A 23,932-nucleotide genomic window follows, 5' to 3' on the forward strand; every position below is an offset into this window, starting at 1 on the left:
GCCGCCCTGCGCAAGAGCGGGGCGGCCTTTTTCTTTGCCTGATGCCGGTCACGCCCGGCCATTTACGCGGTCGCCGGGAACACCGATCATGGCCTTCGCAGCGGGAGGCGAGAGGACATGACCCACGATACGGACGCCATCATCATCGGGGCCGGGGCTGTCGGGCTGGCCTGTGCCTATGCCCTGGTGCAGCGCGGTTTCGAGACGATCGTGCTGGAGAAGGGACGGGCGATCGGGCAGGGCGTCTCCTCGCGCAATTCCGAGGTGATCCATGGCGGGCTCTACTATCCTTCAGGTTCGCTGAAGGCGCGGCTGTGCGTCGAGGGGCGCCGCAAGCTGTATGACTTCCTCGCCAGCCATCATGTGGCGCATGAGATGTGCGGCAAGCTGGTCGTGGCGACCGAGCCGCACGAGATCGAGCGGCTGGACGCGATCCTCGACCAGGCTGAGGCAAACGGTGTGGAGGGCATGCAACGCCTCACCGGCGCGGAAGCGCGGGCACTGGAGCCCGGGCTGCGGGCCGAGGCAGCGCTGCTCTCGCAGACCAGCGGTGTGATGGATGCCCATGGCTATATGGACGCGCTGGCCGGCGAGATTTCCGCCCGGGGCGGGGCGATTGCCGTCAACACGCCGTTCGCCGGTGCGCGGCCTCTGGAGGGCGGCGGCTTTGCGATCCGCACGGGCGGCGATCATGCAACCGAGGTCACGGCGCGTCATCTGGTGATCGCGGCCGGTCTGGATGCCCAGGCGGCCGCCGGCACGGTGGAAACCTATCCGGCCGACGCCATCCCGCCGCTGCATCTGGGCAAGGGCGTCTATTTCACCATGGCCGGCAGAGCGCCGTTCCGGCATCTCGTCTACCCGCTGCCCATTCCCGGCGCGCTGGGCACGCATTACCGCCGCGATCTGGGCGGGCAGGCGCGGTTCGGGCCGGACCTGGAGTTTGTCGCGAACGAGGATTACAGCGTCGACCCGGCCCGCGGCGAGGCCTTCTACGCCACGATCCGCCGTTTCTGGCCGGACCTGCCCGATGGTGCCCTGGTGCCCGATTATGCCGGTATCCGCCCCAAACTGCACGGGCCGGGCGAGCCCCATCCCGACTGGCGCATTGATGGCGCCGGGCAGCACGGGCTGAAAGGCCTGGTCACGCTGTTCGGCATCGAAAGCCCGGGGCTGACAGGCTCGCTGGCGATCGGCGAGCATGTTGCGGGGATGCTGGCGGGGTAGCACGCTGACATGTCCTGCCCCTTGATGGGGCAGGGGGACCGCGCCGCAGGCCTGGTGGATGGGGTGGGGGCGAGGCGCTGCCGGTTATGCGCTTGACGACCCGGCGCCGGGGTTCACCCCTTCCGGCCCGGCGCTGCGCGGCGGCCCACCTTCCCCATCAAAGGGGAAGGACCATTCTTTGCCTTGTCGCGGCGCGCCGATCATGCCCAAATCCTGCCGGGGAAGGGGAGGCTGACATGACACCATCGCGTTGGGCCTTCGGGCTTTGCATCCTGTTTGCGCTGGCAACGACCCTGCTGACACTGGCCTTCGGCACACCGCCGGAACCGGCCGTGCCGCTGCATTCCGGTTTCAGCACCCCCATCCTGGCCCTGGAATTCGCCACGCAGGTGGCGCATCTCGACTTCCTGCAGGGCGAGGCCGGCGCGGAGATGCGCGACTACATCCGGCACGTGCAGTTCATCGATGTCTTCTTCCCCGTCGCCTATGCGGGCATGGCCGCCTGCCTCTTCCTGGGCATGGCGATGCGGGGCAATATCTTCGCCGTTCTCGGCGTCGGCCTGGCCGTGGCGACCATCGTTGCGGACTGGCAGGAAAACGCCACGATCGACGATATTCTCGACGAGATCGAGAACCCGCATTGCAACGCCCAGACCGTGCCGGACGATCAGGACGGGGACCCGGTCCTGCGCGACTGCCTGTCGGACGAGGTGTTCGAGAATGCCCCGCCGGCGCTGGAACTGGCCTCCTTCGTGTTCGACAGCTTCCTGCCGATCCGGATCGAATTCCTGCGCGAGGACACCTGGATCAAATGGGCGCTGATGGCGACCTATGCGGTGCTGCTTTCGGCCCTGTTATGGTTTTCCGGACGTCCGGTCTGGCATGAGTGGCGGCGCTGGCTGGCGGTGCCGCCCGCATTGGCCGCCTTTGCCATCTGTCTGACCTGGCTGACCGGTTCGAATGGCCATGTCGCGGAAATCATGAGCATACTGCTCATTCCATTCATGCTCACTTTTCCCGCCGCCGCGGTGATGTATTTTCTCGCCAAGCCCGAAGGGTCCCGCAAGAAGGGCACCCGCTAGCAAAGGTCGAGGAAAAGCCATGAAAGCCCTGGTCAAGGCCAAGCCGGAAGAAGGCATCTGGATGGACGATGTGCCGATGCCCAAGATCGGCCCGGATGATGTGCTGATCCGCATCACCAAGACCGCCATCTGCGGTACCGACATCCACATCTATAACTGGGATGACTGGGCGGCGAAGAATGTGCCCACGCCGATGGTGGTCGGCCATGAATATGCCGGCGAGATCGTCGAGGTCGGCGGCAATGTGACCCGCGTGAAAGTGGGCCAGCGCGTCTCCGGCGAAGGCCATGTCGTCGGCGCCACTTCGCGCGCGGCGCGGGCGGGGCGCTTCCACCTCGATCCCGACACGCGCGGTGTCGGTGTGAACATCCCCGGCGCCTTTGCCGAGTACATGAAACTGCCGGCCTTCAATGTCGTACCGCTGCCGGAAGACGTGCCCGACGAGATGGGCGCCATTCTCGACCCGCTGGGTAATGCCGTGCACACGGCGCTGCAGTTCGATCTGATCGGCGAGGATGTGCTGATCACCGGTGCCGGACCGATCGGCATCATGGCGGCGGCCATCGCCCGCCATGTCGGTGCGCGCCATGTCGTGCTGACCGACATCAATACGCACCGCCTCCACCTGGCCAGCCAGGTCGCGCCGAATATCCGCACGGTCGATGTCTCGAAGGAAGACCTGCGCGATGTGCGCAAGGCGCTGAAGATGACGGAAGGCTTCGATGTCGGCCTGGAAATGTCCGGCGCGCCGCAGGCTTTCGGCTCGATGCTCAACAATATGGTGATGGGCGGCAAGATCGCGATGCTCGGCCTGCCGTCCAAGCCGATCGAGGTGGATTTCGGCCAGCTCGTCCTCAAGGCCATCACGCTGAAGGGCGTCTATGGCCGCGAGATGTTCGAGACCTGGTACAAGATGATCGCCATGCTCGAAAGCGGTCTGGACGTCTCGCGCATCATCACCCACCGCTATTCCGCCGACGAGTTCCAGAAGGGCTTCGACGCCATGCGGGCGGGCAAGTCGGGCAAGGTGGTGCTGGACTGGAGCTGATCATGGGTGCCGAGAAACGCGTTCCGCTGGAAGGGTTCGTCGAATACGCGCCCGAGGACATGTCGTCCCGGGTTGCGGCCTTCACGGAAAATCTCCGCCGACGCCGTACGGTGCGCGATTATTCGGACCGTCCGGTCGATCGCGCGATCGTCGAACAGGCCATCCTGGCCGCCGGTTCGGCGCCGTCCGGGGCCAATCACCAGCCCTGGCATTTCGTGGTGCTGACCGATTCCGGGCGCCGCAAGGCGTTGCGCGAGGCGGCGGAGGCGGAGGAGCGGGCCTTCTATGCCGGCAAGGCGTCGGAGGAATGGCTCGAGGCACTCGCGCCGCTGGGTACGGATGCCGACAAGCCGTTTCTCGAGACCGCGCCCGTGCTGATCGCTGTCTTCGCCCAGAAGCGCGGCGGCGAGCGCGTGGGCCAGGACAAGAAGAATTATTACATCAACGAAAGCGTCGGCATCGCCTGCGGCTTCCTGCTGGCGGCCCTGCACGAGGCGGGCCTGGTGACGCTCACCCACACGCCCAATCCGATGCGCTTCCTCAACGAGGTCTGCGAGCGCCCGGTGACCGAAAAGCCCTACATGCTGATCGTCGGCGGCTATCCCGCCGAAGGCGCGACCGTGCCGGAACACGCGCTGGTGAAAAAATCCCTGGACGAGATCACGACCTGGTTGTGAGTTTTCTCCTCCAGACAACACGCACTTTTTCCCGGACGGAAGCCCGGCCTTGTGCCGGGTGGAGATCCGGGACCCAGAGGACGAGCGATGAGCCCGGTATCTCTTCGGTCGGCCCCGGCCATACGTCCCGCCTGCGCGGGACATCCAGCCGGGAAAAATGCCTTGTGGATTGACGGGAATCTGGCGGCATGACTGCCGACCCGCGAACCCAAAAAAAACAGAGCGCCCGGATCGGGGGAGGATCCGGGCGCCAGATTTGCCGACCAACCGTTATCTGATCGGGGCGCTTTTGCCAGGGAAACCGGGAGTGAGGGAACCGGTTTCCCGTTCGGGGTTGGGGGAACCCTAGGCCCGCATGCGCCGGCGGATTGCCGTGAAGGACCAGATCAGTGCGACCACCCAGCCGATCACCGTCCAGCCCAGAAGCAGGTTGGTGAGGAAGATCGCAAAGGTGTTGTCGTGACCCCGCAAGAGCGCGATCAGCGTCGGCAGGAACATCAGCAGCAAGGCGATGATGCCGAACTCCGCTCCACCCATCATGACGATCTCCATCTCCGTTTCCACTTCATATCGAATTTCGATATGAATGTATGAGCGCCTCCGGCGGAGCGCAATAGCGGGGAAGGAGGGATTGGACGGATTTTCGTCCCGCCTGCCGGCGGGCTGGCCCTTACATGCGAACGCCCGCCCCGTTTCCCGGAGCGGGCGCCGCATGCGCTGTTGTATCGGTACGGCGACCGGTCAGGCGTCGACCGTCGGGAATTCGTAGTCCTTGTAGATTTCCCGCAGCTTGGTCTTGAGTATCTTGCCGGTGGCGCCGATCGGCATCTCGTCGATGAACTCCACCGCATCCGGCACCCACCATTTGGGCACCTGGCCGCGCAGATAGTCCAGGATCGATCCGGCGTCCGGCGTGATGCCCGGCTTGGGCTGGACGACGAGCAGCGGGCGTTCCTGCCATTTCGGGTGCGGCATGCCCACGGCCGCCGCCATGGCGACATCCGGATGGCCCATGGCGGCGTTCTCCAGATCGATCGAGGAAATCCATTCCCCGCCGGTCTTGATCACGTCCTTGGAGCGGTCGGTGATGGTCATGTAGCCATCGCCGTCGAGATAGGCGACATCGCCGGTCCTGAACCAGCCATCCTCGGTGAAGCTGTCGGCACCGGCGCCGCGATAATAGGCCGAAGCGATCCACGGACCGCGCACCTGCACATGGCCGGAGGACTTGCCGTCCCAGGGCAGTTCCTTGCCTTCATCGTCGACGATACGCATGCCGACGCCGAAGACGAGGCGGCCCTGTTTGAGCTTGATCTTGATCTGCTCTTCGCGGTCCAGCGCGTCATGCTTGGGCAGGGAGGCATTGACCGTACCCAGCGGGCTCATCTCGGTCATGCCCCAGCCCTGCTGCATGACGACGTCATACTTGTCCTCATAGGCGCGCAGCAGCGCTTCGGGCAGGGCCGAGCCGCCGATCAGCACGCGCTCGATCGAGTCGATGCGCTTGCCTTCCTGTTCGAGATAGTTGAGCAGGCCCAGCCACACCGTCGGCACGCCGGCGACATAATTGACCTTCTCGCCCTCGATCAGCTCGTGAATGCTCTTCCCGTCCATCTGCGCGCCGGGCATGACCAGCTTCGCGCCGTTCATCGGGGCGGCATAGGGAATGCCCCAGGCATTGACGTGGAACATCGGCACCACCGGCAGCAACGTGCCGCGCGCGCCGACGCCGATCACGTCCGAGGCCGAGCAGGCCATGGCGTGCAGCACGTTGGAGCGGTGCGAATAAAGGACGCCCTTGGGATCGCCTGTCGTGCCGGACGTGTAGCACAGGCCGGCCGCGGTATACTCGTCGAACACCGGCCAGTCGAAATCGGACGATTGTTCGGCGATCAGTTCCTCATAGGTCTTGCACTTGGTCTTGACGGCGTCGGCGTGCGACTTGTCGGTCATCAGCACCCAGTTCTTCACCGACTTGCACATCTTCGAGATGCCGTCGACGATCGGTGCGAACTGCTTGTCGAAAAAGACCGCCTTGGCCTGGGCGTGCTCGAGCATCCACACGATCTGCTTGGGATCGAGACGCGGATTGACCGTGTGCACCACGGCGCCCATGCCGGAAATGCCGTAATAGAGCTCGAAATGGCGATGCGAATTCCAGGCGATGGTGGCGACCCGGTCGCCCTCGCGAATCTTCAGCTTCTTCCTGAGTGCATTCGCCAGCTGTTTTGTACGCGTATGTGCTTCGGCATAGGTCTCGCGATGAATCTCGCCCGTCTCCGGCAGGCGTGTCACGATCTCCTGGCCGCCATGGCATTTGGCCGCGTGGACAAGAATGTCCGAAATCATCAACGGACAATCCATCATGTGTGCGCGGAATGTCATGCTCTCTCCCCTTAACTGGTCAACCGTTGCGTTGTTGTGGTGTTTTTCCCATCAAACGAATTCCCGGGCCGCGGCGCAATCCCTTTGCTCAATCGATGTGAATTGCCTATGGGGTCCAGGCGGCTTTCGCCAGCCAAATCTGCGTATCATACCGGGAGAATTCCGATGTCCAGCCCGCTGAACCCGCCATCCTATTCCGATATCGCCGACGCAGCGGAACGCCTGGCGGGGCATGCGGTCCGCACCCCCTTGTTGCGCAATGACGTGCTGGACGAGCGCACCGGCGCCCGGGTGTTCGTGAAGGCGGAATGCCTGCAGCGCACGGGATCGTTCAAGTTCCGCGGCGCGTTCAACCGCATTTCGCGCATGAATGCAGACGAAAAGACGCGCGGTGTCATGGCCTACTCCTCGGGCAATCACGCCCAGGGCGTTGCGGCGGCGGCGCGGATCAACGGCACGACGGCCAAGATCCTGATGCCGGCCGACGCGCCGCGCTCGAAGGTCGAGGGGGTGAAGTTCTGGGGCGGCGAGGTCGTGGAATACGATCGCGGCACCCAGAATCGCGAGGAGATGGGCCGCGCCATTGCCGAGGCCGAGGGCCGCGTCCTGGTGCCGCCCTATGAAGACCCCTTCATCATCGCCGGCCAGGGCACCGCCGCGCTGGAAGCCAGCGAACAGATGGCCGAAGCCGGGGCTGTGCCGGATGTCGTGATCTGTCCGGCTGGCGGTGGCGGTCTGATTGCCGGCACCGGCTTGGCGATGCTGCATCACCACCCGGCAGCCCGGGTGTGGGCGGCCGAACCGGTCGGGTTCGACGATTTCCGCCGCTCGCTCGCCAGCGGCCGGCGCGAAATCAACGAGCGGCTGACGGGCTCGGTCTGCGACGCGATCATCACGCCGACACCGGGCGAGCTGACCTGGTCGATCAATTCCGGCCAGCTGGCCGGCGGTGCGGCCGTCAGCGATGACGAAGCCCTGGCCGCTGTCGCCTTTGCCTGGCGGCATCTGAAGATCGTGGTCGAGCCCGGCGGTGCGGTGGCCCTGGCGGCGGTGCTGACCGGCCGCGTCGAGACGCGCGGCAAGACGGTTTGCGTCATTGCCAGCGGCGGCAATGTCGACCGCGCCATGTTCGCCCGCGCCCTGGAAAGCCTCTAGGCAACAGCCGGCGCCGCGGCGCCGGCCTTTACCTGCAAGCATCTGCCTAACGATCCGACTCGTCGGCCTGCTCGTAATTCTCGTCCTCGAAACCGGGCTCGTCGCCGGGTTCGGAGCCCTCGTCATCAAGACCGGCTTCACCGGGTTCGAGTTCATCCGTCTCCACATTCACCGGCCGGGCCATGCCCGCCTCGTCCGTGAAGATCAGGACCGGTTCGGAACCGCGGCGCAGGTCTTCCTCGATCAGCAGCGGCACGGCCGCATCGTCATCGAGACGCGACCGGTAGACCTGCAGATTCTCCATCACGCGCTGGACGTAATTGCGGGTCTCGGAGAAGGGGATGCTTTCCACCCAGTCGACCGGATCGACATCCGGATCGCGCGGATCGCCATAGTCCTGGATCCAGCGGCGGGCGCGGTGGGCGCCGGCATTGTAGGCCGCCAGCGCCAGCACATAGGACCCGTCGAAATCCTCCACCACATCGGCCAGGTGATGCATGCCGAGGGTAAGATTATAGTCCAGATCGTCGGTCAGCCAGCTGAAGCGATACGGCACGCCCACCTGGCGCGCTGTCTGCCGCGCCGTCGCAGGCATCATCTGCATCATGCCGCGGGCACCGGCGCCGGACACCGCGTGCTGTCCGAACTCGGTCTCCTGGCGGATGATCGAGTGGGTCAGGGCGTCCTCGGGACGCAGCGCTGCGCTCCGGGGCAGGGTGATCGTGGGATAGGCGCTTTGCGGCAGGATGATGCCGCGCTGGCGGGCCGCCTTCGCCGCGCGCACCGACTGGCGCATGTAGAGATATTCGCTCGCCAGGCGGGCCAGCAGCACGGACTCGGCCGGATCGGTCAGCTGATCGTCCAGCCGGTAGGAGAGCAGGCGGAAATAATATTCCTCATCCTGCTCGGCCAGAAGCCGCATCGCCCGCACCAGCGGCCGCGCCTCAAAGCGAACCCGGGTCGCTTCGTCCGGCTCCGGTTCACGCTCGAGCGCCATGACGCCGCCACCGGACGCGTCCGGCAATTGCGCCAGGGCGAGCTGGCCATAGAAGGCGGTCGAGTGCTCGCCGGCCTCGGCATAATAGGCCGCGGCTTCCTCGTGGCGGCCGAGCGCATCGGCGGCGCGCGCCATCCAGTAGGAGCCGCGCGAGTGCGAAACGGGTGTCGAGACATTGTCGCGAAGATGCGTGAAGTGGGCGAGGGCCTCTTCCGGGCGGTCCAGGTGAACCAGGGCAAGCCAGCCGGCGACGAATTCGGCATCGGCGAAATCGGCGCCTTCGCTCATGCCATGGGCACGGGCGAGGGCGTATGCCGTCTCGTAGTCACGATCGCGCACAAGGTTGAGGATCATGAGCTTGCGCTCGGTCCACATCAGTTCCAGCGCATCGGTATTGCCGTAGCTGTCCGGCAGTTGCAGCAGCAGCGGCAGCGTCGTGTCGGTCAGGCCCGCGCGGCGGCGCCAGCGGGCGCGCTCGAACACCAGTCCGGCATCGTTCGACAGCGAGGCGGGCACGCGGTCGACAGCGCGATCGACACCGCTCTGGCGGCCGGCGAGGCGCAGGCGGGCATCGGCCAGGTCGTGATTATTGCCCGACAGCAGCGGCAGGACCCGGCGGGCTGCGGTGCGCTGGTTCGACCAGATCAGATAGTCGATGCGCGCCATGTGATCGTCTTCTGTGAAGAGATCGCGATGGGCCTGATAGGTCTCGCTCTGCACCGAAAGCGGCAGGAATTCATGGCGCCAGGTCTCGCGCAGCAGGGCTTCGCCTTCCTCGATGCGGCCGGTCTCGATCAGCGCTTCGGCATATTCGACCGCACCGCGGCCGGTGGTCGGCGGATTGTTCTCGAACCAGGTGATGATGAAGGGCGCGGTCATGCCGCTTTCATCGATCTTGGATTCGGCTTCCGAGCGGATGAAGCTGTCGCGCGGCCAGTTGTCCAGCTCGTTCAGGGCCATGTCGAGCTCGAGGAAGCTCGCCCGGGCATCGCCCAGGGCGATGCGCCAGAGCAGGATGTCGCGGGCCGAAGTGTCGGTGAGTTCGTCGCGGATCTCGCGCACGCGCATCCAGTCCTCGTCGTCCGCGGCGTCGAGACCGCGCTGGAAGCGCGTGAAATCGGCGTCCGAGAGGTATTGCGAGAAATTCACCGGATCCGGCCGCATGCGCGGCGTGGGAATCTGGGCAGAGGCCGGCACGGCAAGGGCAATGAGTGCCAGCGCGGAAAGGCAACGAGCGATCATGGATCGTAGGACACTTTCTGACCGATTGGGCATGACATCATCGCTGCAAGACCGGCTCACTGTCCAGACTTGACAACAAGACTTGGCCGTTTCTGTGCCCGCCGATATGGTCGCGCGCTCGTTTTTCGGTTTCCGGGATTGAAACATGTTCAAAGGGTCCATCACTGCGCTGGTCACGCCGTTCAAGAATGGTGCCGTCGACGAGGCGGCCGTTGCCGCGCTGGCTGAACGCCAGATCGAGGCCGGTTCGCACGGCCTGGTGCCCTGCGGAACGACCGGCGAGAACGCGACGCTGACCTTCGAGGAGCATATGCGGGTCGTCGAGATCGTCGTCGAGACGGCGCGCGGCCGCGTCCCGGTGATCGCCGGCACGGGCTCGAACAATACGGCCGTCGCGATCCAGAACCAGCTCCGTGCGAAGGAACTCGGTGCCGATGCCGGCCTGATTGCCGCGCCTTACTACAACAAGCCGAATGCCGAAGGCCTGTACCAGCACTACAAGGCGATCAACGATGCCGTCGACCTGCCGATCGTCGTCTACAATGTGCCGGGCCGGACCGTCATCGACATCCAGGCCGATACCGTGGCCCGTATCGCGACACTGGAACATGTCGTCGGTATCAAGGATGCCACGGGCGATGTCGCCCGCGTGACCCAGCACCGCCGTCTGATCGGGACGGATTTCGTTCAGCTGTCCGGCGATGACCCGACGGCGCTGGGCTATAATGCGACGGGTGGCGTCGGTGCGATCTCGGTCACCTCGAATGTGGCGCCGGCCCTGTGCGCGCAGTTCCAGGCGGCGACGCTCGCCGGTGACTGGGACACGGCGCGCGAGATCAATGACAGGCTGCTGCCGTTGCATCATGCCCTGTTCACCTCGGCCAGCCCCGGTCCGACCAAGTATGCGATGTCGCTGCTCGGCGTGACGAATACCGAGCTGCGCCTGCCGCTGACCGAACCGGATGAGGCGTCGAAGGCTGCAGTCCGTGAAGCCATGGTCATTGCCGGCCTTCTGGACGCTGCCTAGATGATGCGATCATGAGCAAACCCAAGACAGAGACCGGCGCCGTCGCCGTCAACCGGCGCGCCCGGTTCGACTACGAGATCGAGGAGACGTTTGAAGCCGGCCTGATGCTGATGGGGTCGGAGGTCAAATCCCTGCGCGAAGGCCGGGCCAATATCGCCGAGAGCTATGTCAGTCCGGAACGCGGCGAGATCTGGCTGGTCAATGCGGACATCCCGCCCTACGGCCCGGCCAACCGCTTCAACCACGAGCCGCGCCGGCATCGCAAACTCCTGCTCAAGCGCAACGAGATCGAGAAGCTGGCCGGAGCGGTGACCCGCGACGGGCGGACCATCATCCCGCTGCGGCTCTTCTTCAACAATCGCGGTATCGCCAAGCTCCAGATCGGCCTGGCCAGGGGCAAGAAGACCGTCGACAAGCGCGAAACGATCAAGCGCCGCGAGTGGGACAAGCAGAAGTCCCGTCTGCTGAAGAATTACGGCTGACACCCGCGGCCTTCGGGGGTGCGACCCTCCAGCATCGTGACAGATCGCGGCCCTGTGCGCACAATCGCGAGCGGTTGTGTCGTGAGGCGGGGCGATGAACAGACGCCAGATCATGCTTGCCGGTGGAGCTGCTGTCCTGGGCGGGGCCGGGATCGCCGGCTATGCGGCCACACGCACCGGGTCGATGGAGGCCTATGCCGCCCGGATGTCCGAACTGCGGCGGCCCCTGGCCGAGGACTCAGCCGATCAGGAGCTGGTGCGCTATGCCACGCTGGCCGCGAATGGGCACAACACCCAGCCCTGGCGCTTCCGGAGGGAGGGCGGCGCGATCTCGATCCGTCCCGATCCCACGCGCCGAACGCCTGTGGTCGATCCGGACGATCATCATCTTTATGCCAGCCTGGGCTGTGCCGCCGAGAATCTCGCCCTGGCGGCCGCGGCCCAGGGCCGCGGCGGGGCGCTGCATTTCGACGCGGCGGGCGAGGGCGGTGTGATGTTTTCGCCGGGCAGCGTATCCGATCATCCCGCCGATCTTTTCGCGGCCATTCCGCAGCGCCAGTCGACCCGCGCGGAGTATGACGGTCAGCCGGTCAGTGCGTCCGACCTCGCTCAGCTGGAAGACGCGGCCCGCATGCCGGGCGTGAATCTGGTCCTGATCACGGAGCCGAACCGGTTGGGCCGGGTGCGCGATCTGGTGGTGGCGGGCAATACGGCCCAGATGGCCGATCCGGCCTTTGTGCGAGAACTCAAGGACTGGCTGCGCTTCAGCCCGCGCCAGGCGCTCGCGGCGGGCGACGGTCTTTTCACCGGTGCCAGCGGCAATCCGGTTGCGCCGGCCTGGCTGGGCGGCACGATGTTCGATCTCTTCTTCACCGCGGATGCGGAGAACGAGAAATATGCCCGCCAGATGGCGTCTTCGGCAGGTGTGGCGGTTTTCCTGGCCGAGCGCGACGATCCGGAGCACTGGGTCCTGGCGGGCCGGGCCTGCCAGCGTTTCGCGCTCAAGGCGACGGCGCTGGGCCTGCGTCACGCCTTCATCAACCAGCCTGTGGAAGTGGCGGGGCTTCGCAACGACATGGCGCAGCTCGCCGGCATGCCCGGCCGCCGGCCCGACATCGTGATGCGTTTCGGTTCCGGGCCATTGCTGCCGTATTCACCGCGGCGGCCGGTGGAGGCGGTGCTGACAGCCTAGCCCGCGACGCTGTCCGCGACTTCCACGGCAAACCGGTCCCGATAGGCCTGCGGTGTGATGCCCAGCTGGCGGGCAAAGCTGCGCCGCATGCGTTCGTCATTGCCGAACCCGGTGCGCATGGCGATGGTCTTGATGCTGACGCCGGGGTTTTCCAGCATGGCCCGGGCGGCCTCGACTCGCATCTGCTCGACGGCACGGGCCGGTGTCATGCCGGTTTCCTCGTTATAGATCCGGGCGAAATTGCGCGGGCTCATGCCGCTGCGATGGGCGAGGGCATCGACCCGCAGATCGGCCGTCAGATTGTCCTTCATCCAGAAATGCAGCGCATCGAACTTGCCGGTCGCGGATTGTGTCTGCTGTTTCAGCGCTTCGGAGAATTGCGACTGGCCGCCGGGCCGCTTGACGTAGACCAGCATGTTGCGCGCCAGTTCCAGGGCGAGTTCGCGGCCATGATCGGCTTCGACCAGTGCGAGTGCGAGGTCGATCCCGGCGGTAACGCCGGCCGAGGTCCAAACGCCTTCGTCCTCGATGAAGATCGGATCGGGATCGATATTCGCCCTGGGGCAGATCCGGGCCAGATCGCTGCAGCGCTGCCAGTGGGTCACCGCGCGGCGGCCGTCGAGCAGTCCGGCTGCGCCCAGCAGGAAAGCGCCGGTGCAGGTCGAGGCGACCCGTCCGCATTTCTCCGCCGCGCGCTGGATACCGGCGACCAGGCGATTGTCGCGGCTGGCGACGTAGACCCCGTTTCCGCCGCAGGCGATCAGCGTATCGCTGGTATCGAGGCCCACACCGGCCAGGCGCCGCGTGTTCAGCGCGACCCCCGTGTCGGTCGTCACCGGACCGCCATACAGCGAGGCGAGCGTGGTGTTGTAGGCATCCCGGCCGAGCAGCTCGTTGGCATCGGAAAACACCTGCAGCGGACCGGTCACGTCCAGCAGCTTGACCCGGTCATAGGTCAGGAAGGCGATGTGGCGTTCGATATATTCGGGCTTGGCAGGAAATGTGGGCATAACGTCATTTGTGCCATCGCTTCTTCGAAATATCAAACCGCAAAGCGACGCGGGAAGGAAGAGAGCCATGCAATCTGGGCGAATGGATACGGTCCTGAACGAGACCTGCCCCTGGTCGGGCAAGCCGGTGGCAGCCGACAGTCTGACGGATTATCGCGGACACACTGTCGGCTTCTGTAACCCCGGATGCCGCGACAAGTTCCGGGTGGCGCTGCAGTTTTTCGACGGCTTGATGGAGACGCCGACAGGCGCCGGCACCGAGAAGGTTAACAAAACATGAAAGCTGTGGATAACTCGACAGAGACTCCGCTCAACACCATGGTGCAAGCGGGTATCGGGGCCGACCTGGCGTGGGTGTCCGGACCGGTCGAAGCCGCTTTTTCTGCCATGGTTAACGGTCCGGTCGCCCCGGCCGTACCCGCAGCCACGATCGGCGAGCGTCTTTCGCGGATCGATCTGTCCGCAGGCGAGGGGCTGCAGAGTGCGATCGGCGAAGCGGCGGCGCTGATGGCCGACGGCGATCTGCTTTCGGCGCACGCCCGGTGCTTCGGCTATTTCAATCCGACGCCGGCCTGGCCCGGCGTGCTGGCCGATCTTCTCTCTGCCGTGCGCAATCCGCAGCTGTGCGTCGTCAGTCATGCGCCGGCTTCGGTGATGATGGAGCGCAAGCTGATTGCCTGGCTGAATGAGGCACTCGGATTTCCTGCAAGCGCGACCGGCCATTTCACCTCCGGCGGTTCGGAAGCCAATGCGACGGGGCTCCAGGTGGCACTGGCGCGCCTGTTTCCCGGCTATGACACGGACGGTGCCCAAGCCCTGCCGGGACCGGCGCGGATCTATGCCTCGGCCGACAGCCATCTGGCCTGGATCAAGCTGGCGCGGGCGGCGGGGCTGGGACGCAACGCGGTCTCGCTGATCCCGACGGACGGGGGCGGCCGCCTCGATCCGGATGCCTTGCGCGGCGCCATTGCCGCGGATCGGGCGGCGGGTGCTGTTCCGGTGATGATCGCGGCGACGGCGGGCACGACGAATGCCGGCATGATCGATCCGCTGCATGCCTGTGCGGATATCGCCGTGGAGACAGGCCTGCATCTTCATGTCGACGCGGCCTGGGCCGGGGCACTGATTGTCGACGAGACCCGCCGTCCGCTGCTGGACGGGATCGAACGGGCCGACAGTGTGACCGTCGATGCCCATAAATGGCTCGCCGTGCCGATGGGGGCGGGCATGGTTTTCGTGCGCGATGCCGAGGCCCTGTCCCGCGCTTTTGCCGTGACAACCAGCTATATGCCCGCCGGCGACGGTGTGGACGCCTATGTGACCAGCTATCAGTGGTCGCGGCGCTTCATCGGTCTGCGGCTGTGGATGACGCTGCGCACGATCGGGGTCGCGGGATACCGCGCCATGTTCGATCGCCAGTTTGCGCTGGCCGATGCGCTGCGGGATGGGCTCGTGATGCGGGGCTGGCATATCCGCAATGCCTCGCGGCTTCCCGTCGTGCTGTTCGAGGACCCCGGAGGCCGCGACAGCGCTGCGCTCGCCGCCTGGCTGGAAGCCGACCGGCAGACCTGGCTGGGACATGTCGCCTTTGAAGGCCGGCCGGCGCTGCGGGCCTGCATCACCAGCTATCTGACCGGCCCCGATGATATCGAGGTCCTGCTCGATCGTCTGGATGCGGCCCGGGCGGCAGTTCAGCCGGCGTCGAGATAGGCGCGGATGTCGGCGAACACGCTGTCGAACATGGCTTCGGTGAGGCGGCCGGTATTCGTGTTGTAACGCGAGCAGTGATAGCTGTCGAAGAGTTGCAGCGGGCCGTTCGGACCGTCCAGCCTTGCTTGGGCACCATGGCCGAAGGTGGCGTCCTTCATCTTGTGGCCCAGCGCGCGCAGCGTGTTGTCGTGCGAGATCTTGCCCAGGCAAAGCACAGCCTGGAGCCGGGGCAGGGCCGCAATCCGCGACGTCAGGAAGGGGCGGCAGGCATTCGCCTCCGCACCGACCGGCTTGTTTTCCGGCGGCACGCAGCGCACGGCATTGGTGATCATGGCATCGACAAGTGTCAGCCCGTCATCGGGCCGGCTGTCATAGGTGCCGCGGGTAAAGCCGAACTTGCCCAGCGTGGCGTAGAGCAGATCGCCCGCCCAGTCGCCGGTGAAGGGCCGGCCGGTGCGGTTGGCGCCGCGCAGACCGGGCGCCAGACCCACGACGAGCAGCCGCGCCTGCGGATCGCCGAAGGATTCAACCGGCGCATTGTGCCAGTCCGGATGGTCGCGCGCCGTCGCTTCACGGAAGGCGACGAGACGCGGGCAGAGCGGGCAGTCGAGCGGGGCTTCGGCCGGACAGGCTGCGCTCACGAACCGCCTCCGTTGCGCCCGATCATGCCTTCCAGATCGGCCAGTTCGATGAAGGTGTCGGCTGCCCGCCGCAGATCGTCGGACACCATGGAGGGCTGGGTTTTCAGCGAGGAGACCACGCTCACCCGCGCCCCCCGGGACTGGGCGGCCTGGATGGCGCGCCGGAAATCGCCATCGCCGGAGAAGAGGATGATATGGTCGAGATAGCTGGCGGCCTCGACCATGTCGATCGCCAGTTCGATATCCATATCGCCCTTGATACGGCGGCGCCCGCTGTCGTCGGTAAACTCGCGCGCCGGCTTCGTGATCACCGAGAAGCCGTTATAGTCCAGCCAGTCGACGAGCGGGCGCAGCGGGTTGTAGTCCTCGTGTTCCAGAAGGGCGGTATAGTAATTGGCGCGGATCAGCTTGCCGCGCTTGCGGAACTCATCCAGCAGCCGCTTGAAGTCGATGTCGAAATCCAGCGCCTTGGTGGTGGAAAACAGGTTGGCACCATCGATGAAAAGACCGATGCGCTCGTCGGGATAAAATGCCATCTGATTGTATCCTTTAAAAAATCATGGATCGATAATGTCTGCTGACGCCATCTATATCGCGCTTGGCGCCAACCTTCCAGAAGGCGGCCGCACGCCGCAGGACACGCTGGCCCTGGCACTCGAGGCGCTGGCGGGCGAGGGCGTGTCCGTCGTGGCGCGCTCGTCTGACTGGTCGAGCCCGGCCTGGCCGGACCCATCCGATCCGCCCTATGTGAATGCCGTCGCCGAAGTCGGATCGGACCTGTCTGCGCGCGCGCTGCTGGATCTTCTGCACCGGGTGGAAGCGCGGTTCGGCCGCGAACGCAGCCGGCGCAATGCGCCGCGCACGCTGGATCTCGATCTGATCGATCATCGCGGCACCGTCATGAAGGGCGAGGACGGGCTGGAAATCCCCCATCCCCGGGCGACGCAGCGCGCCTTTGTTCTCCTGCCTCTGCAGGAGATCGCGCCCGGCTGGCACGATCCCGTGAGCGGCCGCAGCATTGCCGATCTTGTCGAGGCCTTGCCCCGGACCGACCGCGACGCCATGTCAAAGCTGCAAACGGTTCCGCAGAAAGCGCCTTGAAGCCTTGCTTTTGCAGGGCGGCAGAGCTAGGAAACGCGGTTCCAACTCCAGCGCTGGTTCAAGGAGATCGCGCGCATGGCTCGCGTCACCGTCGAAGATTGCATCGATAAAATCCCCAATCGTTTCCGCCTCGTCCTGATGGCGGCGCATCGCGCCCGCAACATTTCGGCCGGTTCGGCGCTGACGATTGATCGCGACCGGGACAAAAACCCTGTCGTGGCGCTGCGCGAAATCGCCGACGAGACCCTCGACCTGGACAGCCTGAAGGAAAGCCTCGTGCACGGCCTTCAGCGCGTGCTGCCGAGCGAGGACGAGGAAGACGCCGCCAAGGAAGACGCCAGGCAGGACATGGAAGCCCTGCCGGCGCCGCCCGTCGAGCTCGACGAAGCGGAAATGCTCAAGGCGCTTCAGAACGACAGGGACGGCGCGCCTGACGGCCGTCTGTAGAGCGAATTGAACCACGGCGCGACGTCACCCGATCTGGCATCGCCGCCGCCCGCCATTCCCAGTGCGGACGAGCTGGTCGCACGCATCCATCGGTATTTTCCGAAGGTGGACGCCGACTATGTGCGGCGCGCCTATGATTTTGCCGAGGAAGCACACCGGCCGCAGCGGCGCCAGTCGGGCGAACCCTATTTTGCCCATGTCGCACAGGTCGCGATGATCCTCGCCGACCTGCGCATGGACGTGGCCACGGTGTGCACCGGGCTGCTCCATGACACGGTCGAGGACACGCCGGCGACGCTGGAAGACATCACCCGCGAGTTTGGTGAAGAGACGGCCAGCCTGGTCGACGGCGTCACCAAGCTGGGCCAGATGGAATTGCGCTCCAAGCGCACCAAACAGGCCGAAAACCTGCAGAAACTGGTTGTCGCGATCTCGGCCGATGTGCGCGTGCTGATCGTGAAACTGTGCGATCGGCTGCACAATATGCGCACGCTGGGTGCCATTCCGAGGCCGGACAAGCGCGAGCGGATCGCCCGGGAGACACTGGAAATCTACGCCCCGCTCGCACGCCGGATCGGTATCAACCGGGTCTGCGTCGAGCTCGAGGACCTGGCTTTCGAACACATCAATCCGGCCGCCCACGAGTCGATCAACAAACGCCTCAAACTCCTGCGCGACGAGCACGCCCAGGAAGTATCGGCCGTCTCGCAGGCGATCACCGACCGGCTTGAGCAGGCCGGGATCGAGGCGCGGATTTTCGGACGCGAGAAGCGGCCCTATTCGATCTGGCGCAAGCTGGAGCGCAAGGGGCTGACCTTCGAGGAAATCGCTGACATCTATGCCTTCCGCCTGATCGTGACGACGCCGGACGAGTGCTATCGCGCCCTCGGTGTGATCCACCAGGCCTGGCGGTGCATGCCCGAGCGGTTCCGCGACTTCATCTCGCTGCCCAAGCCGAACAATTACCGCTCGCTGCACACCACGGTGATCGGCCCGCACAATGTCCGCGTCGAGCTGCAGATCCGCACCGAGGAGATGGAGGCGGTGGCCGAAAGCGGTGTGGCGGCGCACTGGCGCTACAAGAACTCGACCTACAAATACGACCCCGCTGCCGCCCAGGCGGCCGGTGGCGATCCGCTGGAACGGCTGCGGCCCTTCGTGGAAATCCTCAATCAGGGCGGCGATCCGGACGAATTCCTCGAGCATGCCAAGCTCGAGATGTTCGCCGACCAGGTCTACTGCTTCACGCCCAAGGGCGATCTCATCTCGCTGCCCGCTGGTGCGACGCCGCTGGACTTTGCCTATGCGGTCCATACCGAGCTGGGTCACACGACGGTGGCGGCCAAGATCAATGGCCGCGAACGTCCGCTGCGCACGCAATTGCGCAATGGCGATGTGGTCCAGATCGTGAAGGGCGGTGTGCGCCAGCCGCCGCAGGGCTGGGAGAATCTGGCCATCACCGGCCGTGCCCGGGCTGCGATCCGCCGCCTGATCCGCGAAAGCGAGCGCGACGAATTCCAGCGCATCGGCAAGATCATGGCCGAGCACGCCTTCCGCCGCGAGGGCCGCCAGCTGGTCGAGACCGATCTGGGCGATGCCCTGGCGCGGCTCGATCTGAAGGATGCCGAGGAGCTGTACGAGATGCTGGGCCGCGGCCGGGTCTCCTCCGGCGATCTGCTCAACGCGGTCTTCCCGGGCCGTCTGGACGAGCGCGGAGATGTCACCGATCGCGAACTGATCGAGGACGACAAGGCGCGTCTTTTCGTGCGGGGTCGCGGTCTCACCCAGGGCGTGACACTGCACTTTGCCGATTGCTGTTCGCCGCTGCCCGGCGACCGGATTGTCGGCCTCCTGATCCCCGACAAGGGTGTCGAGATCCACACGATCGACTGCGAGACGCTGGCCGATCACGAGGAAGACGAGATGGATCGCTGGCTCGACCTGGCCTGGACGGCCGAGGCCGAGGACAATGCGGTCTCCATGGCGCGGATCGAGGCGGTGCTGCACAACGGGCAGGGCGTGCTCGCCGAGATCGCCAAAACCGTGTCCGAGAATCGCGGCAATATCGCCAGTGTGAAGACGCGGCGCCGCTCGACCGACTTTTTCGACATGGAATTCGACGTCGAGGTGTTCGACACGCGGCACCTGGCCAATATCCTGGCGGCGCTGCGCATGTGCCCGTCGGTCGTTTCCGCCGAGCGCAAGCGCGCCGAACACGAAGAGAGCGAGGAATAGATGACACGCGACGAGGTTCTGGCCGAATTCCGCGCCGCCGGTGCATTGCTGGAAGGCCATTTTATCCTGTCTTCGGGCCTGCGCAGCCCGGTCTTCCTGCAGAAGGCCAAGGTGTTCGCCGATCCGGCCCGGACGGAAAAACTGTGCCGCGCGCTCGCCGGGAAGGTGAAGGCCGAACTCTCCGAACAGCCCACCGTGATCGTCTCGCCGGCCGTTGGCGGCATCGTCCCCGGCTATGAAACCGCGCGCCAGATGGGGCTGAAAGCCCTCTATGTGGAGCGCGAGAACGGTGAATTCACCCTGCGCCGCGGTTTCGAACTTTCCGCCGACGACAAGGTTCTGGTGGTCGAGGATATCGTCACCACGGGGCTTTCCTCGCGCGAATGCATCGAGGCGATCCAGGCGACGGGCGCTACCGTGCTGGCCGAGGCCTGCCTGGTGGACCGCTCCGGCGGTGAGGCCGATGTCGGTGTGCCGCTGATCGCGCTGACCGAATACAAGGTGCCGGCCTATCCGGCCGACCAGCTGCCGCCGGAACTGGAAGCCATTCCGGCGATTAAGCCCGGGAGCCGCGGACTGGCATGACGGTGCGTCTCGGCGTCAATATCGACCATGTGGCGACGATCCGGAATGCCCGCGGCGGGGCTCATCCCGACCCCGTGCGTGCGGCCCGGCAAGCGGCCGAGAGCGGGGCGGACGGCATCACGGCGCATCTGCGCGAAGACCGGCGCCATATCACCGACGCCGATATCGACCGGCTGATGGCCGAGATCGAACTGCCGCTGAACCTGGAAATGGCCGCGACCCCGGAAATGCTGGAGATCGCGCTGCGTCACAAGCCGCATGCCTGCTGCATCGTGCCGGAAAAGCGCGAGGAACGGACGACCGAGGGCGGTCTCGATGTGGCCGCCGGCCACAATCACATCGCGCCCTTCGTGCGTCAGCTCGGCGAGGCGGGGATCCGCGTCTCGCTCTTCATCGAGCCGGACCCGGTGCAGATTGCTGTCGCCGAGGCGATGGGTGCCGCCGTGGTCGAACTGCATACCGGCGCCTATTGCGAAGCCGCGCTGGCCGGTGACACGGCCGGGCAGCAACGCCTGCTGGAGCGGCTGGCCGAGGCCTCCGCCATCGCCCATGGCCGCGGCCTGGAAGTCCATGCCGGCCATGGCCTGACCTATGACACGGTGAAACCGGTCGCGGCCATTCCGGAGATCGCCGAACTCAATATCGGCCATTTCCTGATCGGCGAGGCGATCTTCCGCGGTCTGCGCGAGACGGTGGAGACCATGCGCGGCCTGATCGCCGAGGCGCGGGCGGGGCAATCTGCATGATCATCGGCCTTGGCTCCGACCTGATGGATATCCGGCGTATCGAGAAGTCGCTCGACCGGTTCGGCGACCGCTTCGTGCAGCGCGTCTTCACGGAGATCGAGCAGGCGAAATCCGAGGCGCGGCGCATGCGGGCGGCCAGCTATGCCAAGCGGTTTGCGGCCAAGGAGGCCGGCGCCAAGGCGCTGGGAACCGGGATTGCGCGCGGCGTGTCCTGGAAGGAGATCGGCGTCGTCAACCTGCCCGGCGGCAAGCCGACGCTCGCCTTCACGGGCCGGGCGCTGGAGCGTCTGCGCATGCTGACGCCGCAGGGCATGGAGGCCCATGCCCATATCACCATCACAGACGATCATCCCTGGGCCCAGGCCTTCGTGGTGATCGAGGCCCGTCCGCTGGGCCACCATCTGGACGGCATGCTCCATGGCTGACGCGCAGAGCGAACTGGAAGCGCGCATCGGCTATGCCTTCAGGGACAAGAGCCTGATCGACCGCGCTCTGACCCATGCCAGCTATGGCGATGGCCGCAAGGGCGTGCGTTCCTATGAGCGTCTGGAATTCCTCGGCGACCGGGTGCTGGGCCTGATGACGGCGGAAGCCCTGTTCCGCCTGTTCGACAAGGCCAGCGAGGGCGCGCTGGCACCGCGCCTCAACGCGCTGGTCAACAAGAATGCCTGCGCCGATGTTGCCCGGTCGATCGATCTGGGCGAAGCGCTGAAAATGGGCCGGTCCGAGGAACGCGGCGGCGGCCGCAACAAGACCTCGATCCTGGGCGATGCCTGCGAGGCGCTGATCGCGGCGATCTATCTGGATGGCGGTCGCCCGGCGGCGCAGGCCTTTTATGACCGTTTCTGGGGACCGCGCATCGAGGCGCTGAAGGCCAAGCCGGAAAACCCCAAATCCGCTCTGCAGGAATGGGCGGCCCGCACCGGACGCGGCGTGCCGCGCTATCAGCTCACCGAACGCTCGGGACCGGATCACCGTCCCGTCTTTACCGTCGAAGTCACCGTTTCGCCGCTCGATCCGGCGATCGGCGAGGGCGGTTCCAAACAGGCCGCCGAACGCGCTGCGGCCACCGCACTTCTCGAACGCGAAGGACAGCATGTCTGATACGCCCCAAACCCGCTGCGGCTTTGCCGCGGTCATCGGTTCGCCCAATGCCGGCAAGTCGACCCTGGTCAATGCCCTGGTCGGCGAGAAGGTCACCATCGTCACCCACAAGGTCCAGACGACCCGTTTCGCCGTGCGCGGCGTGGCGCTGGAGGGGGGCAGCCAGATCGTGCTGGTGGACACGCCCGGCGTGTTCGCGCCCAAGCGGCGGCTGGACAAGTCGATGGTGGCGGCCGCCTGGAGCGGCGCCGAGGACGCCGATGCCATCGTGCATGTCATCGATGCCGGCGCGCGGGCCCGGCTCGAACATGGCGGTGCCAAGAGCGGCGACAAGCGCATGGTCCAGGACGACCAGCGCGTGATCGACGGGCTGAACAAGACCGGCCGCAAGGCGATCCTGGCGCTCAACAAGATCGACATGATCGACCGGGACTATCTGCTGGCCATGTCGCAGGAGCTCTATGAAACGGGCGTCTATTCCGACGTCTTCATGATCTCCGCCAAGACCGGTTCCGGCGTCAAACAGCTCAAGACTTTCCTTTCGGGCCTGATGCCCGAGGGCGTGTGGCACTATCCGGAGGACCAGGTCGCCGACCTGCCATCCCGCATCCTGGCAGCCGAGATCACACGCGAGAAAGTCTATCTGCGCCTGCACGAGGAACTGCCCTACGCCTCCATGGTGGAGACCGAGGTCTGGAAGAAGCTGCGCGACGGCTCGATCCGGGTGGAACAGTCCGTCATCGTCGAGCGCGACACGCAAAAGCCCATCGTGCTGGGCAAGGGCGGCAGTGCCATCAAGGCCATCGGCGAGGCGGCCCGCAAGGAGATGGAAGACGTGCTGGGCTGCAAGGTCCACCTCTTCCTCAATGTGAAGGTCGATCCGAAATGGATGGCCCGCCGGTCGCACTACAAGGATGTCGGCCTGGATTTCGACGTATAGGCGCATCGAGACTCGCGGCACAGTCTTCCCATGGAATGGCGTGACAAGGGCATTGTCCTGGCCGTGCGGCCGCATGGCGAGACGAGTGCCATCGTGGAAATCCTGACCGAAAGCCAGGGCCGGCATGCCGGCCTGGTCAAGGGTGCGCGCTCGAAATCCATGCGGCCGATCCTGCAGCCGGGCAACCAGGTCACGGTGGGTTGGCGCGCCCGGCTGGCCGAGCATCTCGGCATGTTCCAGATCGAGGCCGACCATCTTGGCGCCGGCGGCGTAATGGAGGACCGGGCCGCGCTCGCCGGTCTCAATGCGGCCTGCGCGCTCGCCGTGATGGCGCTGCCGGAGCGCGAGGCGCATCCGGCGGTGCATGCCGGGTTCGAGCTCTTGCTCTCCGCCTTCGAGGACGAGGATGTCTGGCCGGCCCTCTATGTGCGCTGGGAGGCGGGGCTGCTGTCGGATCTGGGCTACGGCCTCGATCTCAGGAAATGCGCCGTGACCGGCGAGACCGAAGATCTCAGTCATGTCTCGCCGCGCACCGGCCGCGCCGTGTGCCGTGAAGAGGCAGCGCCCTATGCGGCCAAGCTGCTGGAATTGCCGGGCTTCATGCGCGGCTCGGGCGAGATTGTCAAAGGCGATATTGCCAAGGGGCTGGACCTGACCGGCTATTTCCTCGAACGCCGCGTCCTCTGGCCCGTCGACCGGCAACTCCCCGAAGCCCGCACACGGCTGATCGCCGAGCTGGAACGGATCGGGCGGCTCTAGCCGGGAGAGATTACTACCGCACCCGCACTTCCCCCGGACTTGTTGTTCAGCCCGGGGACATCATTAACGGGTGTTCGGAGACATGGTTGACACCTTGTGGCTTGGATTTCGTCTCTTGGACAGGAGGCGGCGATGGTCTG

General features: G+C 65.6%; 25 protein-coding genes. 19 read left to right on the top strand and 6 right to left on the bottom strand.

Annotated elements, in window-relative coordinates; genetic code table 11:
- Positions 1–117: 117 nt before the first annotated feature.
- From PKE71_RS03240 to PKE71_RS03255, 4 genes are all read left to right on the top strand, one after another.
- The gene (locus PKE71_RS03240; RefSeq protein ID WP_271185519.1) at positions 118–1,227 is read left to right on the top strand and encodes an NAD(P)/FAD-dependent oxidoreductase; all 1,110 of its coding nucleotides are present in this window, start codon (positions 118–120) and stop codon (positions 1,225–1,227) included.
- A 236-nt stretch (positions 1,228–1,463) separates the two neighbouring features.
- The gene (locus PKE71_RS03245) at positions 1,464–2,309 is read left to right on the top strand and encodes a hypothetical protein (protein ID WP_271185520.1); all 846 of its coding nucleotides are present in this window, start codon (positions 1,464–1,466) and stop codon (positions 2,307–2,309) included.
- Between the two features lie 19 nt (positions 2,310–2,328).
- Positions 2,329–3,357: an L-threonine 3-dehydrogenase gene (gene tdh, locus PKE71_RS03250; protein ID WP_271185521.1), complete on the top strand. Its 1,029-nt coding sequence runs from the start codon at positions 2,329–2,331 to the stop codon at positions 3,355–3,357.
- 2 nt (positions 3,358–3,359) lie between these two features.
- Positions 3,360–4,034, top strand: coding sequence for a nitroreductase family protein (locus PKE71_RS03255; protein ID WP_271185522.1), 675 nt, complete (start codon positions 3,360–3,362; stop codon positions 4,032–4,034).
- Between the two features lie 345 nt (positions 4,035–4,379).
- On the opposite strand, the gene PKE71_RS03260 is transcribed toward PKE71_RS03255, so the two are convergent.
- Both PKE71_RS03260 and PKE71_RS03265 read right to left on the bottom strand, forming a co-directional pair.
- Complete coding sequence (locus PKE71_RS03260) at positions 4,380–4,586, bottom strand: superinfection immunity protein (RefSeq protein ID WP_271185523.1); 207 nt, start codon at positions 4,584–4,586, stop codon at positions 4,380–4,382.
- Between the two features lie 189 nt (positions 4,587–4,775).
- Entirely contained in the window at positions 4,776–6,419 is a 1,644-nt protein-coding gene (locus tag PKE71_RS03265) for a long-chain-fatty-acid--CoA ligase (RefSeq protein ID WP_271185524.1), read from the bottom strand.
- A gap of 165 nt (positions 6,420–6,584) precedes the next feature.
- Between PKE71_RS03265 and PKE71_RS03270 the strand changes: the two genes are divergently transcribed.
- Positions 6,585–7,574 carry a threonine ammonia-lyase gene (locus PKE71_RS03270; RefSeq protein WP_271185525.1) on the top strand — a complete coding sequence of 330 codons (990 nt, stop codon included), beginning with the start codon at positions 6,585–6,587 and terminating at the stop codon, positions 7,572–7,574.
- A gap of 46 nt (positions 7,575–7,620) precedes the next feature.
- Here the strand turns inward: PKE71_RS03270 and PKE71_RS03275 are convergent, their stop codons facing one another.
- On the bottom strand, positions 7,621–9,813 hold the full coding sequence (locus tag PKE71_RS03275; protein ID WP_271185526.1) for a lytic transglycosylase domain-containing protein: 2,193 nt from the start codon (positions 9,811–9,813) through the stop codon (positions 7,621–7,623).
- A gap of 145 nt (positions 9,814–9,958) precedes the next feature.
- Here PKE71_RS03275 and dapA point away from each other — a divergent pair, with 145 nt between their 5' ends.
- From dapA to PKE71_RS03290, 3 genes are all read left to right on the top strand, one after another.
- Positions 9,959–10,840: a 4-hydroxy-tetrahydrodipicolinate synthase gene (gene dapA, locus PKE71_RS03280; protein ID WP_271185527.1), complete on the top strand. Its 882-nt coding sequence runs from the start codon at positions 9,959–9,961 to the stop codon at positions 10,838–10,840.
- 11 nt (positions 10,841–10,851) lie between these two features.
- Entirely contained in the window at positions 10,852–11,322 is a 471-nt protein-coding gene (gene smpB / locus PKE71_RS03285) for an SsrA-binding protein SmpB (RefSeq protein ID WP_271185528.1), read from the top strand.
- Positions 11,323–11,416: 94 nt separating this feature from the next.
- A complete protein-coding gene (locus tag PKE71_RS03290) occupies positions 11,417–12,514 on the top strand; it encodes an Acg family FMN-binding oxidoreductase (protein WP_271185529.1) in 1,098 nt (365 codons plus the stop codon).
- On the opposite strand, the gene PKE71_RS03295 is transcribed toward PKE71_RS03290, so the two are convergent.
- Complete coding sequence (locus PKE71_RS03295; protein ID WP_271185530.1) at positions 12,511–13,524, bottom strand: GlxA family transcriptional regulator; 1,014 nt, start codon at positions 13,522–13,524, stop codon at positions 12,511–12,513. The two genes, PKE71_RS03290 and PKE71_RS03295, sit on opposite strands and share 4 nt — an antisense overlap.
- A gap of 82 nt (positions 13,525–13,606) precedes the next feature.
- On the opposite strand from PKE71_RS03295, the gene PKE71_RS03300 reads away from it, so the two are divergent.
- Together PKE71_RS03300 and PKE71_RS03305 are read left to right on the top strand one after the other, a co-directional pair.
- Positions 13,607–13,804: an eL24 family ribosomal protein gene (locus PKE71_RS03300; protein ID WP_271185531.1), complete on the top strand. Its 198-nt coding sequence runs from the start codon at positions 13,607–13,609 to the stop codon at positions 13,802–13,804.
- The gene (locus tag PKE71_RS03305; RefSeq protein WP_271185532.1) at positions 13,801–15,234 is read left to right on the top strand and encodes a pyridoxal phosphate-dependent decarboxylase family protein; all 1,434 of its coding nucleotides are present in this window, start codon (positions 13,801–13,803) and stop codon (positions 15,232–15,234) included. The genes PKE71_RS03300 and PKE71_RS03305 overlap by 4 nt, the downstream gene beginning before the upstream one ends.
- On the opposite strand, the gene PKE71_RS03310 is transcribed toward PKE71_RS03305, so the two are convergent.
- Both PKE71_RS03310 and PKE71_RS03315 read right to left on the bottom strand, forming a co-directional pair.
- Entirely contained in the window at positions 15,216–15,875 is a 660-nt protein-coding gene (locus PKE71_RS03310) for a uracil-DNA glycosylase (protein ID WP_271185533.1), read from the bottom strand. The genes PKE71_RS03305 and PKE71_RS03310 overlap by 19 nt on opposite strands.
- On the bottom strand, positions 15,872–16,411 hold the full coding sequence (locus tag PKE71_RS03315; protein WP_271185534.1) for a LabA-like NYN domain-containing protein: 540 nt from the start codon (positions 16,409–16,411) through the stop codon (positions 15,872–15,874). The genes PKE71_RS03310 and PKE71_RS03315 overlap by 4 nt, the downstream gene beginning before the upstream one ends.
- Positions 16,412–16,445: 34 nt before the next feature.
- Between PKE71_RS03315 and folK the strand changes: the two genes are divergently transcribed.
- The 9 genes from folK to recO all read left to right on the top strand — a co-directional run bounded on the left by folK (position 16,446) and on the right by recO (position 23,792).
- Positions 16,446–16,976 (top strand): 2-amino-4-hydroxy-6-hydroxymethyldihydropteridine diphosphokinase, encoded by a 531-nt coding sequence (gene folK, locus PKE71_RS03320; protein ID WP_271185535.1) that lies wholly within the window; start codon positions 16,446–16,448, stop codon positions 16,974–16,976.
- Between the two features lie 75 nt (positions 16,977–17,051).
- A complete protein-coding gene (gene rpoZ, locus PKE71_RS03325) occupies positions 17,052–17,423 on the top strand; it encodes a DNA-directed RNA polymerase subunit omega (RefSeq protein WP_271185536.1) in 372 nt (123 codons plus the stop codon).
- 6 nt (positions 17,424–17,429) lie between these two features.
- The gene (locus PKE71_RS03330; RefSeq protein ID WP_271185537.1) at positions 17,430–19,658 is read left to right on the top strand and encodes a RelA/SpoT family protein; all 2,229 of its coding nucleotides are present in this window, start codon (positions 17,430–17,432) and stop codon (positions 19,656–19,658) included.
- Positions 19,659–20,243: an orotate phosphoribosyltransferase gene (gene pyrE / locus PKE71_RS03335; protein WP_271185538.1), complete on the top strand. Its 585-nt coding sequence runs from the start codon at positions 19,659–19,661 to the stop codon at positions 20,241–20,243. It begins immediately after the preceding gene.
- Complete coding sequence (locus PKE71_RS03340; RefSeq protein WP_271185539.1) at positions 20,240–20,989, top strand: pyridoxine 5'-phosphate synthase; 750 nt, start codon at positions 20,240–20,242, stop codon at positions 20,987–20,989. The genes pyrE and PKE71_RS03340 overlap by 4 nt, the downstream gene beginning before the upstream one ends.
- The gene (gene acpS, locus PKE71_RS03345; RefSeq protein WP_271185540.1) at positions 20,986–21,414 is read left to right on the top strand and encodes a holo-ACP synthase; all 429 of its coding nucleotides are present in this window, start codon (positions 20,986–20,988) and stop codon (positions 21,412–21,414) included. Before PKE71_RS03340 ends, acpS begins: the two co-directional genes overlap by 4 nt.
- On the top strand, positions 21,407–22,093 hold the full coding sequence (gene rnc / locus PKE71_RS03350) for a ribonuclease III (RefSeq protein WP_271185541.1): 687 nt from the start codon (positions 21,407–21,409) through the stop codon (positions 22,091–22,093). Before acpS ends, rnc begins: the two co-directional genes overlap by 8 nt.
- A complete protein-coding gene (gene era / locus PKE71_RS03355) occupies positions 22,086–23,033 on the top strand; it encodes a GTPase Era (protein ID WP_271185542.1) in 948 nt (315 codons plus the stop codon). The genes rnc and era overlap by 8 nt, the downstream gene beginning before the upstream one ends.
- Positions 23,034–23,063: 30 nt before the next feature.
- Positions 23,064–23,792, top strand: a complete 729-nt coding sequence (gene recO, locus PKE71_RS03360) for a DNA repair protein RecO (RefSeq protein ID WP_271185543.1) — start codon at positions 23,064–23,066, stop codon at positions 23,790–23,792.
- Positions 23,793–23,932: the final 140 nt, after the last annotated feature.

Origin of the sequence: Maricaulis virginensis (assembly GCF_027922185.1) — a bacterium.
Lineage (GTDB): Bacteria > Pseudomonadota > Alphaproteobacteria > Caulobacterales > Maricaulaceae > Maricaulis > Maricaulis virginensis.

Excerpts from the sequence above, each read along its gene's own strand:
- PKE71_RS03240 (WP_271185519.1), top strand. The coding sequence starts at position 118 with ATGACCCACGATACGGACGCCATCATCATCGGGGCCGGGGCTGTCGGG.
- PKE71_RS03245 (WP_271185520.1), top strand. The coding sequence starts at position 1,464 with ATGACACCATCGCGTTGGGCCTTCGGGCTTTGCATCCTGTTTGCGCTG.
- tdh (WP_271185521.1), top strand. The coding sequence starts at position 2,329 with ATGAAAGCCCTGGTCAAGGCCAAGCCGGAAGAAGGCATCTGGATGGAC.
- PKE71_RS03255 (WP_271185522.1), top strand. The coding sequence starts at position 3,360 with ATGGGTGCCGAGAAACGCGTTCCGCTGGAAGGGTTCGTCGAATACGCG.
- PKE71_RS03260 (WP_271185523.1), bottom strand. The coding sequence starts at position 4,586 with ATGGAGATCGTCATGATGGGTGGAGCGGAGTTCGGCATCATCGCCTTG.
- PKE71_RS03265 (WP_271185524.1), bottom strand. The coding sequence starts at position 6,419 with ATGACATTCCGCGCACACATGATGGATTGTCCGTTGATGATTTCGGAC.
- PKE71_RS03270 (WP_271185525.1), top strand. The coding sequence starts at position 6,585 with ATGTCCAGCCCGCTGAACCCGCCATCCTATTCCGATATCGCCGACGCA.
- PKE71_RS03275 (WP_271185526.1), bottom strand. The coding sequence starts at position 9,813 with ATGATCGCTCGTTGCCTTTCCGCGCTGGCACTCATTGCCCTTGCCGTG.
- dapA (WP_271185527.1), top strand. The coding sequence starts at position 9,959 with ATGTTCAAAGGGTCCATCACTGCGCTGGTCACGCCGTTCAAGAATGGT.
- smpB (WP_271185528.1), top strand. The coding sequence starts at position 10,852 with ATGAGCAAACCCAAGACAGAGACCGGCGCCGTCGCCGTCAACCGGCGC.
- PKE71_RS03290 (WP_271185529.1), top strand. The coding sequence starts at position 11,417 with ATGAACAGACGCCAGATCATGCTTGCCGGTGGAGCTGCTGTCCTGGGC.
- PKE71_RS03295 (WP_271185530.1), bottom strand. The coding sequence starts at position 13,524 with ATGCCCACATTTCCTGCCAAGCCCGAATATATCGAACGCCACATCGCC.
- PKE71_RS03300 (WP_271185531.1), top strand. The coding sequence starts at position 13,607 with ATGGATACGGTCCTGAACGAGACCTGCCCCTGGTCGGGCAAGCCGGTG.
- PKE71_RS03305 (WP_271185532.1), top strand. The coding sequence starts at position 13,801 with ATGAAAGCTGTGGATAACTCGACAGAGACTCCGCTCAACACCATGGTG.
- PKE71_RS03315 (WP_271185534.1), bottom strand. The coding sequence starts at position 16,411 with ATGGCATTTTATCCCGACGAGCGCATCGGTCTTTTCATCGATGGTGCC.
- folK (WP_271185535.1), top strand. The coding sequence starts at position 16,446 with ATGTCTGCTGACGCCATCTATATCGCGCTTGGCGCCAACCTTCCAGAA.
- rpoZ (WP_271185536.1), top strand. The coding sequence starts at position 17,052 with ATGGCTCGCGTCACCGTCGAAGATTGCATCGATAAAATCCCCAATCGT.
- pyrE (WP_271185538.1), top strand. The coding sequence starts at position 19,659 with ATGACACGCGACGAGGTTCTGGCCGAATTCCGCGCCGCCGGTGCATTG.
- PKE71_RS03340 (WP_271185539.1), top strand. The coding sequence starts at position 20,240 with ATGACGGTGCGTCTCGGCGTCAATATCGACCATGTGGCGACGATCCGG.
- acpS (WP_271185540.1), top strand. The coding sequence starts at position 20,986 with ATGATCATCGGCCTTGGCTCCGACCTGATGGATATCCGGCGTATCGAG.
- rnc (WP_271185541.1), top strand. The coding sequence starts at position 21,407 with ATGGCTGACGCGCAGAGCGAACTGGAAGCGCGCATCGGCTATGCCTTC.
- era (WP_271185542.1), top strand. The coding sequence starts at position 22,086 with ATGTCTGATACGCCCCAAACCCGCTGCGGCTTTGCCGCGGTCATCGGT.
- recO (WP_271185543.1), top strand. The coding sequence starts at position 23,064 with ATGGAATGGCGTGACAAGGGCATTGTCCTGGCCGTGCGGCCGCATGGC.